Below are 15,065 nucleotides of genomic sequence, written 5' to 3' on the forward strand. Positions count from 1 at the left end.
TGTTTTGTATTTATGATAACAATAGTTGCAAAATAGTTAAATTTACATATTTTATTTAAAAGTAATTTATATAGATGGTATAATAATTAGAGAAATTTTATTATATAAATGGGGGAAGCAATAATGCAGGAATATCAAAAGCTGAATAGAAAGGCTATAAAATCATGGATTATAGCAAGATTAATATCTACTTTTATTATTAGCATAATTTTAATAGCAGGTGAAATATTTCTTTCAAAGGTAATAAATGATTTTAATAGAATAAGATTTATTTTTAATATGTCTATTTTTATTATAATAATTATACTTTTAATTAATTCTTTTATATCTCCAACAATTGAATACAAGCAATGGAGATATAAAATAACAAATGATAAAATTGAATTTAGTGAAGGTATATATTTTGTAAGAAAAGTTATAATTCCAATAATAAGAATTCAACATATTCAATTAAACCAAGGGCCAATAAATAAAATTTTAGGTCTATATGATATAAGTATTTTCACTGCTGGTGGACAACATAAAATACCAAATATTGATTGCAAAATAGCAGAGGAAATAAGTGAATATTTAAAGGAGGCTATAAAAACTAAAATTAGTGAAGAAATAAATAATTCTAATGTAAATATTTTATTAGATAAGGATTTAGAAAATTATGATGAAATTAAATGAATATAAAAAAAATCATATATGTTTTATCTTTGAAGAAGTTGTTAAATCAATAAAAGGATTATTTGTATTTATAGTATTATGCTTTGCTAACCTTGATGAAGGAGGAATATATGGGGTTCTCATATTAATATTACTATGTGTTATAAATTCTATATTAAAATGGATAATGATAGAGTTCTATATTAATAATAATGAGTTAATATATAAAAGTGGAATAATAAATAAAAAGAAACTAGAGATACCTTTTAATAAAATAAATACCATAGATATAAATAAAAATATTATTGATAGAATGTTTAATATATGCACTTTAAAAGTTGATACTGGTGCTGTAAAAGAAGTTGGACAAGAAATAAAAATAAAGATAAATAAAGAAGAAGCTTATAAAATTAGAAATTTTATAAATGGAATAAATATCAAAAGTGCATATGAGGACTTAGAGAAAATTGAATCTCTTACAAATAAAGCATTTAGTAAAACTATATCATTTAAAGAAATATTTTTATACTCTATAAGTAAGTCAAAGATTTTATGGGCAGTTGGTGGAATATTTTTTATAGGTGATTTTCTAAAAAATCTAGAAGAAACCTTTAAATTTTCTATCACTAATAATATTGTAGAAAATGTTGAAATCGAAAGGTTATTTTCTATTGGATTAGTTAAGTCTATTGGAATGGTAATATTATTATTTATGTTTATATATATATTTATAAGTATTATATTTATGATATTTGAAATGATTAGACTTTACAATTTTACTTTAACTAATGATAAGAATGATATTAAAATTAAATATGGATTATTAACAGTAAAGGAATATTCAATTCCAAGAAATAAGATATATGCAATAAGATATAAGCAGAATTTATTACAACAATTATTTAAGATATTTCAAATAGAAGTTGTAACAGTAGGATATGGAGATGAGCAAAACGAACAGGCTATACTTTATCCTGTGGCTAATAGGGAGTTTATAAACTCAACATTAAATTTAATACTACCTACATTTGAATTTGATGGAGAAATTAACAAGCCTACTAAAGATGTTCTAAGTAGGTTTATAATAAAAAGAACTATTATATTAATTATTTTTGTTATAATTCCTTTATTTTTTGTAATTCCCAAATCTTATTTGATAATTAAATTAATATTATTTTTTATCTTAATTTTACTTAATATATTTTTAGGATTCCTAAACTATAAAAATACATCTTTAGGTATTAGTAAAGAATTATTAGTAGCTAGTAGTGGAGGCATCGAAAAAGTTACAACATTAATTAAACAAGAATATTTACAATCTGTAGAAATTAGAGAAAATCCTTTTCAAAGAAAAAAATCAGTATGTGATTATAAATTAGATATATACAGTAATAAAATTGGGGATATTGTATTTATAAAAAATATGAAAAAGATTTTATTAAATACTATTGAAGAAAATTTAATTTTATAAAATAGGAAACTGTAAAAATTCGATTAATATTAAGAAAGTTAAAGATTTTATTAGATAAATAAAATTAATTTAAATAATTAAAGTTTGTAAATAAGAATGATTATTAATATAATTATATTAATAAATAAATAAAGTTAAAAGGAGATAAAAAATGATATCAGTTTGTCCAGTATGTTCAGGAATAGATATAGAAAAGTTAGAAGAAAAGTTTGGAAAAGATAATGTAGAAGTAGGATGCATAGGTGAATGTGGCGGAAGAGATGGCCTTATAATTGGATATGCTAACGGAAAATATATTGAAACTGAAACAGAAGAAGAATTTATTAATGAAATAAAGTAGTAATAGAACACCTTAGAGAATGATGCTCTGAGGTGTTAAATTTTTTATAATATAATAGTAATATGGTATTATATAGGTAAGGAGTGATTATCATATGAATAATTTAAGTAATAGAACTAAAGGTATCTTATTCTTAGTATTTTCCGCCTTTGGTTTTGCAGTAATGTCTGCTTTTGTAAAATTAGCAGGCGATTTACCTTCATTTCAAAAAACATTTTTTAGAAATTTAGTATCTTGCATAGTAGCTTTATTTTTTATAATAAAGAATAAAGAAAGTTTTTTTGGAAAAAAGGAAAATCAGAAGGTATTATTATTAAGATCAGCTTTAGGAACAGTAGGAATAGTTTTGAATTTCTATTCAATTGATAAACTAGTTTTATCAGATGCAAATATGTTAAATAAATTAAGCCCATTTTTTGTAATTATTTTTTCAGCATTATTTTTAAGTGAAAAGATAAATTTCAAACAATTTATAGCAATTATTATAGCTTTTGTCGGAACATTATTTATAATAAAACCTAGTTTTAATTTAGATATGATTCCTGCTTTTATGGGAATACTAGGTGCAATTTTTGCAGCAGGGGCTTATACTTGTCTCAGAGTACTTGGAGGAAGAGAAAAACATTATACAATAGTATTTTATTTTTCATTATTTTCTTTAGTAGTAATTTTTCCTTTTATGATTGCAGTATATACTCCTATGAGTATTAAGCAATTTTTTTATTTATTAATGGCGGGCTTATTTGCAAGTATAGGACAATTTGGTATAACTATTGCATATAAATATGCTCCAGCAAAAGAAATATCTATTTTTGATTACTCAAATATTTTATTTTCGGCCATGATAAGCTTTTTAGTATTTGGAGTATTACCGGATACACTAAGTTTTATTGGATATTTTATTATTTTTGCTTCATCTTATTATATGTATATTTATAATCAAAAGTTAGATAAGGCAGAAGGTAAATAAAATAATTATTAGTTTTAAACAACTCTTATATGAAAAAGCATATAATATTAATATAAGTATTAATAAAACTGGTGGTGACTAATTGATAGGTTTTATTATTATTGGGCATGGTGAATTTGCAACAGGCATATATAGTGCTTGTAAACTAGTTGATAAAACTTATTCAAATGTTAAGGCAATTGACTTTCTAGATAAAGATAGTAATTATGAATTAGAGAATAAAATTAAATTAGCTTTATCGGAGTTAACTTGTTATAAAGATATTATAGTATTTTGTGATATATTTTTAGAAAGTAATTTTAGGTTATCCTTAATTAATTCTATATATGATTATGATAGATTTACTATATTATCTGGAGTAAACTTACCTATAGTTTTGGAAGGAATAATGATTGGGCAGTACAATAAATGTAATGCAGTAAAACTTGTTGAAACATTGAAAAATGAATTTCCAAATACATTTGTTCATATGTTGAATTAAATATAAATAAAAACCTCTCATAGCGAGAGGTTTTTATTTATCCTAATATATTTTTTACCATAGGATTAATTTTTGATCTATCAAACTTACCATTTACTTTTGGCATTATTTCTTTCATTATTTTTCCAATGTCTTTAGGGCCATAATTACCGTTTGTAATTATTTCTTTAAGCATAGATTCAACTTCTTCTTCGCTTAATTGTGCTGGAAGATATGGAGTTAATAAATTGATTGCAAAGTTTCCTTCTTCAATCTTATCATTATCATTTAATTGTATAGCATATTGAAGAGCTTCTTTAAGTTGTTTAATTTGTTTTTCTATAATTTTTATAACATCTTCATCTGAAATATCTTTTCTTTCATTAACTTCAAAAGCTTTGATTTCTGAATTAACTAATCTTAAAACATTAACAGTAGCTTTATCCCTAGCTTTCATAGCAGCTATTTCATTCTTTTTTAATTCTTCTTTTAACATATAATTTCACCTCACTGGAATACTTATAATAAACAATATTGTTTATCCTTGTTAAAATTATATACTTTAAGGAATATTATTGCAAGAAATCTAATTATAAGCAAAGACTAGTCTAAGTATAAACTTTTTCCTATACCTATGCATTTAGAATTTGAACTATGGCCTAATTCATCTGTTTTAGCTATAGGAATAATAGGATTTTCAAGTATTTTTATAAGTATATCTTCAATTTTAGGAGATGATGAATCCTTTTCTAATTCAGTAAATGTTCCTAATAAAATTCCATTTATATTATCAAAGGCTCCGATTTGTTTATATTGAGTTAGAAAAGTTGTTATTTTATTAATATCTCCACTTAATGCTTCAAGAAAAAGTATCTTATTTTTAAAATCTGGCATGAATTTTGTCCCAGCTAACTTTAAGAAGCATCTAATATTGCCTCCAATAACAGTTCCAGACATAGAGCTACCTTGAATCCATTTATAATTAAAGTTAAATAAATCAGAGTTTCCTTCTAAAATGCTGTTTTTAAAATTATTAATTTGGTTTATAGAATCTTCTCTTATAAGATTCCTTAATTGATAATTATAATTAACAGTATTTGATTGTTTTAATAATGCATTTAAGATTACAGTTAAATCACTGTATCCAAAGAAAGGTTTCTCATATTTTGAAATAATATCATAATCTAAATAATCAAGAATTTCATTACATAAATCTCCACCGGATAAATCAAATATAATCTTAATATCCTCATTAATATATAAATTCATAAGTTCTTTTGCTCTTATTTTAGGATCGTATGTCATCCCGGAACTATCTTTAAACAATGTTTTCGATGTTATAACATTAATTTTCATAGATGATAATATAGTTATTAATTCGTCTATTTTCTCTTTCATATTTACATCTAAGCCATTGGAACAGGATATTAGTCCAATTGTATCATTTCTATTTAATAAACTTTTCATAAAATCCTCCATAATATTAATTATTTATTATTTAGTATAAAAAATAAAAATTAAAAAAGCAATTAATTAGTTTCATAGTATAGATTCATATATATAAAATTAAGGGATTAAATTAGGTATTTATATAAATAAAGTAATGATAGATATAAAAATGTAAATAGAATAAAAATTTAAGTTAATAATAATAATTTCAATATAATATAGTTTTATATCAAGCGTAACTTTTAAATAAGTATGAATATTATAATTAATTTTAAAATTTCTATATTATGTATATCAATTATAGAATAATAAACTTATATTTAGAATATTTTTATAGTATATAAGTTTATAAGTGGAGGATATATGAAGTATAGACTTTATGTAAATGGTAAATGTAAAAATACAAGAAATTTTCAAAGTGATATTGGAATTGGTGGAGTAATTTTAAGTGATCATGGAGAGGAAATTTCATTTTCAAGAAATGTAGGAGTAGGTACTTGCTCAGAGGCACAAATCTATGCTATTTTGCAAGGGATATATGAAATATCAAAATTTAATAATGCTACTAGCATTATAGTATATGTTTCAAATTTAATGCTTGTAGAATATTTAAATGGTAGAGAGCATGAAGTAAGTCCGGGAACCGAAGTTTTAGCAAATAGATTAAATAATCTAGTGGAAGGTTTGGGAATAAGCATATATTATGAGTATTTTGAAGTAAATGAGTATAATTATGTAAGAACATTAGCAGAAGACGCTTTAAAGTTATAAGAAAAATTTGTAAGTATGGGAAAAGTATAGTAAAATATATATCATAAATATTTATTAAATGAGGAGTGAGTTTTATGGTAAAGAAATTACAAGTATATAAATGTGAAGTGTGTGGATCAATGGTTGAGGTTTTAAATGAAGCAATGGGGACTTTAGTATGTTGTGGCAAGCAAATGACTTTATTAAATGAAAACACTGTTGATGCGGCTGTAGAAAAACATATACCAGTAGCTGTAGAAAAAGATGGAGAACTTTTAGTTAAAGTTGGAGAAGTTGAGCATCCAATGGTGGACGAGCATTTCATTCAATGGGTAGAAGTTATAACTACTGATGGTGAAGTTTTAAGAAAAGAATTAAATCCAGGTGAAAAACCACAAGCTACATTTAAAGTAAGTGGTAATGTAGATAGAGTTAGAGAATACTGTAACTTACATGGATTATGGAGCAATAAATAGTAAATAATATAAATGCTATCTTAGATTTCTAAGATAGCATTTTGTTGCTTATTAAATGCTTATTATTTACATTACTATCTACAAATGATAAAATTTACAGGTAGTAATAATAAAATGGAGGTAATACAAATGAAGAAGTATTATAGTATGACTACCTTCTTGACATTTGGAGTTTTTAGTATATTAACAACTTTTTACTTTCCTTATTTAAATCAAGAAATTGGTTTATCATTAGGAGAGGTCGGACGAGTAGTATCAATAGGAGCATTATTTACTTTAGTTGCACAACCTATATTATCTAATAGATTTTCTAAAGTAAAAAATAAAAATAGATTTATATTAATTTATTTAGTTAGCGTTTTTATATCTATAGTAGGACTTATGTTTATAAATAAGAATTTATCAATAATATTTGCTCCTATATATGGCTCTTTACTTGGATCAGTAGCAGGAATATTTGAAATATATATTGAAGAATTATCAATAAGAAATGGATATGAATTTTCAGATATAAGAAAATGGGGATCTATAGGATATGCATTTATAGTATTTATTGCAGGTATTATAATAAATAAATTTGGATATAGGATATTACATATTTTAGCTCTACTTATGGTTAGTGCAATGATGTTAGTTATACTCTTAAAGTTTAAGGATAATATAGAAATAAATGAGAAACAAAATAATACAAGAATAAAAGATTTATTTAAAGATAAGAATATTATATTTCTTATAATAGTAGTATTCCTAGGTATGGGGAGCTATATGGGCTTAGACTTTGCTTATTCTTCTTACTTAGTGGATATAGTTGGTGATGTGAATAAAGCAAATGAGATATATAGTGCATCAATAAGTTTTAGGGTTGTAATTGAATTCTTTACATTTATGATAATTGCTAAGTATTTAAGCAATTCTAATAGCAAAAAGTGTCTTACTATTGCTTTATCAATAGCTGCAATTAAAGTCCTATTATTTTCTAGCGGAAGTGTTTTCCTTATAGTTTTAGGAGATCAGCTTCATGGAATAATGTATGGATTATATTTAAGTTTCTTATTTAAATATTTAAGAGAAATATTAGATGAGCATTTAGTTGCTACTTCTTTTGCAGTACTATCTGTATTAAGTACTGGGGGTTCTAATTTTATATATCCATCTATTTATAGCTTAATTCAAGGAAAGTTTGGTTATGTTGGGATGTATATATTAGGCTTTATATTATTAATATTATCAGTAGTGATTTTCTTTAGTTTCTTACCAAATCCAAAGAAATCTATAAGATAAATTATTGTTGTTTATATGAATAGAAAAGTTAATTTAAATAATCAAACTATTGAATATGTATTAATTTTTAAGAAAAAGAAAAATATTTCTATAAAGATTGAAAATAGCGGAGAAATAAAAGTACTTGCACCCTTAGGAGTAGATTATAACTATATTGATGATTTAATTATTAGAAAGGCTAATTGGATATTAAAATCTCTAGATAAGATGAATAAAGAAAGTTCTATTGATAATAAAGCTATCTTATTAGGAAAATATTATAATTTAATAATAAATAAATCACATGAAGATAAGATATTTAGGGATAATAGTAATATAATCATAAATAGTAAAGACTTAAATAGACAGTATATTGATGAATTATTAATAAGTTGGTATAAGAATATGGCACTAGACATTGTTGGTAAAAGAGTAATGGATATTTCTAATAATATTTATATAAGGCCTAGTAAGATTATTATAAAAGATCAGAAAAGTCTTTGGGGAAGTTGTAATTCGAGAAGAGAAATAAGATTGAATTGGAGACTTGTTCTTATGCCGCAATTTGTTGTGGATTATATAATTATTCATGAACTATGTCATATAAAGCAAATGAATCATTCGAAAGAATTTTGGAAATTAGTTGAATCACACTGTCCGAATTATAAAGAAAGTAAATATTGGCTAAAGGAAAATGGAGCTATGTTAATGAAGTTAACATAGCTCCATTTCTTAGAATAAATCTATACTTTTATATCTAACCTTATACATGACAATAGTTGATATTAATTGACTTTATTAAATGTAGGTAAATATAAAATAATAACTTTAAACATTCATATTATTTATATAATATAATTTTATAATTAATAATATTAAAATTAAATTTTTAAATAAATTATCTAAATAAAAAATTATTAATTGAAATGTAGACTAAGTTTTTTATAAAAAATTTGGAATACTAATTATATTAAATTTATAAACTTAGGAGGAAATATATGAAGAAGATTATTATTTTATTATTTTTAGTGGTTTCAACATTTTACTCTTGCAGTAACAAAGAAATTAATAGTAAAACTGAATCTAATATTCAAGATAAAACAGAAGATAAGCAAAGAACTATAAAAGATAATGATGATACTGTAATTTTAAAAGCTTCATTTAAAGAAAAAAATGTAGAGATAGAAGATTTAATTAAAAAAGTACAAGAAGATTTAAGTTCAAAAGGATCTGTAATAAGTGTAGTAAATAGAGAAGGGGATTGTATTTATATAATGACTACCGAATCAGAAGCTAAAGATATACGGATTCATAAGATAAATGCATCTAAAGGCTTAAATTCTAGTGACTATATAAAGGGACAAAGAAATACTAATTATGAAAAAGTTTCTGAAAGTATAAAAGGTGGAGAATATTTAATAATTCCAATTAAAGCAGAAAATGAGTTTACTGAAGAGGCAATTTCATGGATTTCTAAGGATGGGAAAGTTAAAGTTTATGAAACGAAAGGAGAAAGAAGTTCCGAAATAAATATGTTTAATTAGGAATGGGAGTATGCTAATTATATTTTCTATTTATGTGGAATGTTCTAGAGACCTATCATGAACTTATTTAATTTTTATAATACTTTATTTACTGGAGACAGAATTTTTTAAGAACTGGATATATATCCTTTTATTAAATATGATAAAACAAACTAAAATGATGATTCAAAAAGGAATAAAAAATTTCTTAATAATAGAACATCATTAGTTAATAGATTATCCACTATAAGGGAGTGTAACAGGAATATAGTATTAGAAAATGGTGAAACTAAAGAATGTGGGTCTCAAGAGGAATTAATAGCGATAAAAGATTTTTATTATAATTTATATAGAACTCAATATAGTTTTTTGAATCAAGATGAATAAAATATGAAATTTTTTTTAAAATAATACTAGAAAAAAACACTTATAGTATTTATAATTAACTTATAAAACTATAGAAAAGTATTAAGGAGATGAACATGAGAGCCGTATATAGAAATCCAAAGGAATTAGCAACTTGTTTAAAGGACTTAGTAGATAATTATTTAGAAGATTTACTGAGTTATGAAAATTTAGAAAGTAAAATTAAGAAAATAGTTGAAGCAAATGGAGATAGAGTTTATAAAGATGGAAAAATATCATTAAAACTATATCCATATTTGGGTGATGAAAGAATAGAAATTATTGATAAAATAATTAAGGAATAAAAAATGGCCTCCATAGAGTATACTATGGAGGCTTTATCTAATAAATTTTTACTTTTTTATAAATTAAAAATAGATAATTTCTTTTCTTCATATGGAATCTTGTCTAGTGAATGTTTTAGTGTTAAAAAGTCCATTTCTACTCTATCAATTTTACCTGATAAAATTTCTTTTTCTCTTTCTGTTTTTGCTTTTTGATTTTCATTAAGTAATATACTTAATTCCTCAGAAAGTTCAAACATTCTTAATGCTGCTTCATAGCAGTTATTTATTTTCATAAAATCACGTCCTTGTATAATATTAACAATATTATACAATATATGTAATAAATTATCAAATTGCTTAAATGTTTTCAGCTGGAGAAAGACAAAAAATTATTTATATAAATAAAATGTTAAATCATATTGGATTAAGGTAAAAATAAAAGGAGTATAAAGATGATAAATGATGTTATTAAAAAATTTTATAATAATATTCCATATATAAATGGATGGCAAAAAATGAAAAGAGCTTCTGTAGCTATATTACTCGTAGAAGTAGAGGGTAAATTAAATATAGTTTTTGAAGTTAGGGCAAAGCATATGAGAAGTCAACCAGGAGATATTTCTTTTCCAGGAGGTAAGATAGATTTAAAAGAAAATGAAAAGGAAGCTGTAACTAGAGAAGTATGTGAGGAATTGGGTTTATCAAATGAAGATTTTGAAATAATAGCTCCACTTAATTTATTAGTTACTCATTATAGTTTGCTAATACATCCCTTTATTGGATATATTAAAAATTTTGATAACATAAATATTAATAAAGATGAAGTTGATCATATATTTTTAGTTCCATTAGATTACTTATTAAATAACGAGCCTAGAATAGAAAAAAGTAAGATTATAGCTAATCGCTCAGAAGATTTTCCTTATGATTTAATAAATGGAGGTAAGAATTATAAGTTTAAAGAGGGAGTATATAGATCATTATTTTATAAATATGAGAATTATGTTATTTGGGGTATTACAGCATTAATATTAGAAGATTTTTTGAATGATTTTAATAAAGATATGACTAAAGGCTAGGAAATTCCTAGCCTTATATTTTTAAATACTATGTAGTATAAAATATACTATAAATACAAATGAAATTATATACATCACAATAGAAAGTTGATCTTTTTTCTTCGTTATAAGTTTCATTATTGTATATGATATAAATCCAAATGCAATACCATCTACTATACTAAAGGTTAGTGGTATTAAAACAATAATTAAAAATGATGGAATTGCTTCTGAAATATCATTAAAGTCTATATTAACTATTCCTTTAATCATTAAACTTCCTATAATAATTAAAATTGGAGCAATTACTTCATTAGGAATCAAATTTATAAATGGAATGAATAATAAGGATATTAAAAGTAGTAATCCTGAAATTAATGATGTTAAACCAGTTTTTCCCCCAGCAGCTATTCCGGCTGTTCCTTCTACTGTAGAAACAGAAGGACTTGTTCCAAATAAACCACATGCTATTGTTGATATTGCTATAGCATTTAATGCTTTACTTTGCTTTTCAGGAGCTTTTAAAAGTCCATTTATTTGTCCATGTAGTAAACCTATATTTTCAAAAATTAATACTAAAGTTAATGAAAAAGTAGAAATCCAAAAAGGAATAGTGAAAAATGCACTTAAATCTATATTAAATAGAATTCCTTTATATTCATTAAAATTAGGTAATGAAAACTTTAAGCCTGTTGTATCAACAAGGTTTAATAAAATTGCAGCTATAGTACCAACAACTATACTTATTAAAAATCCACCAGGAATATTTTTAGCAAATAATATTACTGTTAATAAAAACATAGCTATGAAAAATATTACCCTTGGATCTGAAAGTGATCCGATTTTGACCATTGTAGATGGATCTGAAATAATTAGACCTCCTTTTTGAAAGCCTAAAAATGTAATAAATAATCCTATTCCAATAGTTATCGATTCCTTTAATGAATTAGGTATAGATGTATCTAGTATTTTAGATAAAGGTGTAATAGCAACAATTAAAAATAATATTCCAGCCATAACAACACTTGCTAATGCTTGATTAAATGATAATCCCATACTTAGTATAATTGTATAAGTAAATAGTGCATTAATTCCCATACCAGGCATAATTACAAGTGGTGTATTACTCATGAAAGACACTAATAAGCATCCTACAAATGAAGCAAGTACAGTTGCAATTATAAGTGGTTCTTGTGATTTACCTCCATCACTTAAAATACTAGCATTAACTACAATAATATATACTGCAGCAAAAAAAGAAGTTAAACCAGCTACTAGCTCAGTTTTAAAATTAGTTTTGTGTTCCTTAAGTTTAAATAATTTGTCCATCCTTTCTGTAAAAACCTCTTTTCTTTATCCCTCACCCGCCCGCACCGATTGATGTCTAAATAATTATATCATTAAATTTTTAAATTTAAAGAGTAGAAATAAATTAAAGTCAAATTTTATATATAAAAAGACAAAAAATTATATTCAAATATATTTTTGCAAAATTACAACAAAATTATTCGTTAAATCATAGTATATAGAAGATATTAATAGAGTAAAGGGGGATAACTTTGACAAATAGAATTACTATAAGTTTATGTATGATAGTAAAAGATGAAGAAAAGACATTAGCAAGATGCTTATCTTCAGTAAAAGATATAATTGATGAAATGATCATTGTAGATACTGGTTCTACGGATAAAACTGTTGATATAGCTAAAAGCTTTAATAGCCAAATATATAGTTTTAAGTGGATTGATGACTTTTCAAAAGCTAGGAACTATGCTTTTAGCAAAGCTACTAAAGAATATATTTTTTGGCTTGATGCAGACGACTATTTGGATGAGGATAATATAGAAAAATTCAAAATATTAAAAGAAACTTTTGATAGAAATGTTGATACTGTAACTATGGAATATTCTTTAAATAGGGATGTAAATGGTAATACAACTTATTCCTTAAAGAGAAATCGATTAGTAAAAAGATCTAAGGGTTTCAAATGGATAGGAAGAATTCACGAATATTTAGAAGTAGGAGGAATTAGTTTAAATAGTGATATATCCGTAAATCATGGAAAAGTTAAACCTAGTGGGGATAGAAATCTGACCATATTTAAAAAGATGGAAGAAGAAGGAGAGAAATTTAGCGTAAGAGATATGTTTTATTATGCTAATGAGCTATACTATAATGGCTTATATGAGGAAGCTACAAAAAAATATGAAGCTTTTTTAGATACTAAATTAGGTTGGGTGGAAGATGTAAAAACTGCTATAGCTAATTTGATTCAATGCTATACTAATACAAATAAACCAGAAAAGAAAATAGGAATAATTTTAAAGTCCTTTGAATTTGATGTTCCTAGGGCTGATATTTGTTGTAGACTTGCAGAAATATTTTTAAGCAAGAAACAAATTAAGCAAGCAATTTTTTGGTATAAAATTGCAATGGGATGCATTCATGAAAAAGATAATCTTGGAATAGATAACCGAGATTATTATACTTGGATACCAAGTATTCAATTATGTGTTTGTTATTCTATCCTAGGTGATTATGATGCTGCTTATTATTATAATGAATTAACAGCGCTATATGGTGGAAATATAGAGAAGGTAGATTATAACAGAAAATTTCTAAAATCTAAATTTGAGGAGCTTGGAAAAACTACTCCGGATCTTGATTATAAGTTGATTGATAGAAGATATAGATTTTTTTAAATAGTATAATAAAGTGTTGTCGTATTGTGCGATAACACATTTTTTTTATTAACTTATTTGAATATAATATATATTTAAAAGTACATACTATTTATATAACTAAATATATTGACAAATATATTTTAAATATTATAATTTAATTATAATACACCCCTAGAGGGTGGGGGGAGGTATATTATGAATGAAGAGAGAAAGAAATCATTACAATCTTTAAAAACTGCTAAAGGACAAATTGATGGAATAATAAAGATGATTGAAGAGGATAGATATTGTATTGATATTTCAAATCAAATTTTTGCTGCCCAGTCATTATTAAAGAAAGCAAATCTTATAATATTAGAAAATCATTTGTCTCATTGTGTTAAAGATGCTTGTATTAGTGGTGATGGAGACGAGAAAATAAATGAAATTATGAAAATATTAGATAAAGTTATAACGAGATAAATTATTAAAGTGGAGGTTTTTAATATGAAAAAGAAAATAAATATTGAAGGTATGAGTTGTGGACATTGTGTTGCACATGTAAAGGAAGCATTAGAAGAAATAAGTGGAGTTGAAATTTTAGAAGTTAACTTAGAAGGTAAAAATGCTTTAGTTAATACAGAAGTTGAAGACAATACTTTAATAGCAGCCATAGATGAAGCAGGCTATGATGTAATATCAATAGACAAATTATAGAAATTGAAAATGAGCAATATTAATTGCTCATTTTTTTAGTTTAATTAATATGTCATACATCTCCCTTATTGAAGCATCTAATTTATATAAATCTTCATCATTTAAAGTTGAAATTTTATTAAATAAATTATTTTTTATTTCACGCTTTTTATTTTTTAGAAGGTTATGAGCTTTTTCAGTTAGTTCTATATTTATTTTTCTTCTATCATTTGGATCTGTATACCTATTTACAAGCCCATTACTTATTAATTTATCTATTATTGGAGTCATATTTGGCTTAGATATATCTAAGCATTTAGCAACATCAGATACTGACATCGATTTCTTTTGTGAGAGATAAAATATTACTTTCACATGAGAGGGAGGAATGGAAACCCCTTTAACCATTTCGCTTGGATTGAATAATCTATTATGTATTTGGAATAATAGATTAAGTAAATTATCAGATATATCATGTAGTTCATTATTATTCATATAGTCCCTCCTAAGTATTTATAACAATTTAATTATAAACTATTTTTTTTTATTATACAACTATAAATGTTATTGACATATAATAGTTATGAAAATATAATTAATATATAT

At 24.2% G+C, this 15,065-nt stretch carries 20 protein-coding genes; 15 read left to right on the forward strand and 5 right to left on the reverse strand.

Going from position 1 to position 15,065, the window contains the following annotated elements:
• Positions 1-123 precede the first annotated feature (123 nt).
• The 5 genes from J2Z25_RS02430 to J2Z25_RS02450 all read left to right on the forward strand — a co-directional run bounded on the left by J2Z25_RS02430 (position 124) and on the right by J2Z25_RS02450 (position 3,913).
• Positions 124-672 carry a PH domain-containing protein gene (locus J2Z25_RS02430; protein WP_209738056.1) on the forward strand — a complete coding sequence of 183 codons (549 nt, stop codon included), beginning with the start codon at positions 124-126 and terminating at the stop codon, positions 670-672.
• Entirely contained in the window at positions 656-2,122 is a 1,467-nt protein-coding gene (locus J2Z25_RS02435; RefSeq protein ID WP_209738065.1) for a PH domain-containing protein, read from the forward strand. The genes J2Z25_RS02430 and J2Z25_RS02435 overlap by 17 nt, the downstream gene beginning before the upstream one ends.
• 151 nt (positions 2,123-2,273) lie before the next feature.
• The gene (locus J2Z25_RS02440) at positions 2,274-2,462 is read left to right on the forward strand and encodes a hypothetical protein (RefSeq protein WP_008678572.1); all 189 of its coding nucleotides are present in this window, start codon (positions 2,274-2,276) and stop codon (positions 2,460-2,462) included.
• 94 nt (positions 2,463-2,556) lie between these two features.
• On the forward strand, positions 2,557-3,432 hold the full coding sequence (locus tag J2Z25_RS02445) for a DMT family transporter (protein ID WP_209738066.1): 876 nt from the start codon (positions 2,557-2,559) through the stop codon (positions 3,430-3,432).
• An 82-nt stretch (positions 3,433-3,514) separates the two neighbouring features.
• On the forward strand, positions 3,515-3,913 hold the full coding sequence (locus tag J2Z25_RS02450; protein ID WP_008678575.1) for a PTS sugar transporter subunit IIA domain-containing protein: 399 nt from the start codon (positions 3,515-3,517) through the stop codon (positions 3,911-3,913).
• A 37-nt stretch (positions 3,914-3,950) separates the two neighbouring features.
• On the opposite strand, the gene J2Z25_RS02455 is transcribed toward J2Z25_RS02450, so the two are convergent.
• Positions 3,951-4,388, reverse strand: a complete 438-nt coding sequence (locus tag J2Z25_RS02455; protein ID WP_209738068.1) for a GatB/YqeY domain-containing protein — start codon at positions 4,386-4,388, stop codon at positions 3,951-3,953.
• Positions 4,389-4,495: 107 nt separating this feature from the next.
• Positions 4,496-5,359, reverse strand: a complete 864-nt coding sequence (locus J2Z25_RS02460) for a S66 family peptidase (RefSeq protein ID WP_008678579.1) — start codon at positions 5,357-5,359, stop codon at positions 4,496-4,498.
• 345 nt (positions 5,360-5,704) lie between these two features.
• On the opposite strand from J2Z25_RS02460, the gene J2Z25_RS02465 reads away from it, so the two are divergent.
• The 6 genes from J2Z25_RS02465 to J2Z25_RS02490 all read left to right on the forward strand — a co-directional run bounded on the left by J2Z25_RS02465 (position 5,705) and on the right by J2Z25_RS02490 (position 10,060).
• A complete protein-coding gene (locus J2Z25_RS02465) occupies positions 5,705-6,112 on the forward strand; it encodes a ribonuclease H family protein (protein ID WP_008678582.1) in 408 nt (135 codons plus the stop codon).
• 74 nt (positions 6,113-6,186) lie between these two features.
• Positions 6,187-6,567: a desulfoferrodoxin gene (locus tag J2Z25_RS02470; RefSeq protein WP_008678585.1), complete on the forward strand. Its 381-nt coding sequence runs from the start codon at positions 6,187-6,189 to the stop codon at positions 6,565-6,567.
• A gap of 129 nt (positions 6,568-6,696) precedes the next feature.
• Positions 6,697-7,848 (forward strand): MFS transporter, encoded by a 1,152-nt coding sequence (locus tag J2Z25_RS02475; protein WP_209738070.1) that lies wholly within the window; start codon positions 6,697-6,699, stop codon positions 7,846-7,848.
• A gap of 15 nt (positions 7,849-7,863) precedes the next feature.
• On the forward strand, positions 7,864-8,550 hold the full coding sequence (locus J2Z25_RS02480) for a M48 family metallopeptidase (protein ID WP_209738072.1): 687 nt from the start codon (positions 7,864-7,866) through the stop codon (positions 8,548-8,550).
• Between the two features lie 275 nt (positions 8,551-8,825).
• A complete protein-coding gene (locus tag J2Z25_RS02485; RefSeq protein WP_209738074.1) occupies positions 8,826-9,371 on the forward strand; it encodes a hypothetical protein in 546 nt (181 codons plus the stop codon).
• A gap of 461 nt (positions 9,372-9,832) precedes the next feature.
• The gene (locus tag J2Z25_RS02490; protein WP_008678591.1) at positions 9,833-10,060 is read left to right on the forward strand and encodes a TIGR04540 family protein; all 228 of its coding nucleotides are present in this window, start codon (positions 9,833-9,835) and stop codon (positions 10,058-10,060) included.
• Between the two features lie 56 nt (positions 10,061-10,116).
• Here J2Z25_RS02490 and J2Z25_RS02495 read toward each other — a convergent pair whose 3' ends face one another.
• A complete protein-coding gene (locus tag J2Z25_RS02495; RefSeq protein ID WP_008678593.1) occupies positions 10,117-10,335 on the reverse strand; it encodes a hypothetical protein in 219 nt (72 codons plus the stop codon).
• A gap of 159 nt (positions 10,336-10,494) precedes the next feature.
• On the opposite strand from J2Z25_RS02495, the gene J2Z25_RS02500 reads away from it, so the two are divergent.
• A complete protein-coding gene (locus tag J2Z25_RS02500; RefSeq protein WP_209738076.1) occupies positions 10,495-11,121 on the forward strand; it encodes an NUDIX hydrolase in 627 nt (208 codons plus the stop codon).
• Between the two features lie 21 nt (positions 11,122-11,142).
• On the opposite strand, the gene J2Z25_RS02505 is transcribed toward J2Z25_RS02500, so the two are convergent.
• Positions 11,143-12,429, reverse strand: coding sequence for an NCS2 family permease (locus J2Z25_RS02505; RefSeq protein ID WP_209738078.1), 1,287 nt, complete (start codon positions 12,427-12,429; stop codon positions 11,143-11,145).
• A gap of 230 nt (positions 12,430-12,659) precedes the next feature.
• Between J2Z25_RS02505 and J2Z25_RS02510 the strand changes: the two genes are divergently transcribed.
• From J2Z25_RS02510 to J2Z25_RS02520, 3 genes are all read left to right on the forward strand, one after another.
• Complete coding sequence (locus J2Z25_RS02510) at positions 12,660-13,802, forward strand: tetratricopeptide repeat-containing glycosyltransferase family 2 protein (RefSeq protein ID WP_209738080.1); 1,143 nt, start codon at positions 12,660-12,662, stop codon at positions 13,800-13,802.
• A gap of 177 nt (positions 13,803-13,979) precedes the next feature.
• Positions 13,980-14,246, forward strand: coding sequence for a metal-sensing transcriptional repressor (locus J2Z25_RS02515; RefSeq protein ID WP_008678603.1), 267 nt, complete (start codon positions 13,980-13,982; stop codon positions 14,244-14,246).
• 24 nt (positions 14,247-14,270) lie between these two features.
• Positions 14,271-14,480 carry a heavy-metal-associated domain-containing protein gene (locus J2Z25_RS02520; RefSeq protein WP_209738082.1) on the forward strand — a complete coding sequence of 70 codons (210 nt, stop codon included), beginning with the start codon at positions 14,271-14,273 and terminating at the stop codon, positions 14,478-14,480.
• Between the two features lie 27 nt (positions 14,481-14,507).
• On the opposite strand, the gene J2Z25_RS02525 is transcribed toward J2Z25_RS02520, so the two are convergent.
• Positions 14,508-14,954 (reverse strand): MarR family winged helix-turn-helix transcriptional regulator, encoded by a 447-nt coding sequence (locus tag J2Z25_RS02525; RefSeq protein WP_008678606.1) that lies wholly within the window; start codon positions 14,952-14,954, stop codon positions 14,508-14,510.
• Between the last annotated feature and the right edge of the window lie 111 nt (positions 14,955-15,065).

The organism is Clostridium tertium (assembly GCF_017873245.1).
GTDB lineage: Bacteria > Bacillota > Clostridia > Clostridiales > Clostridiaceae > Clostridium > Clostridium tertium.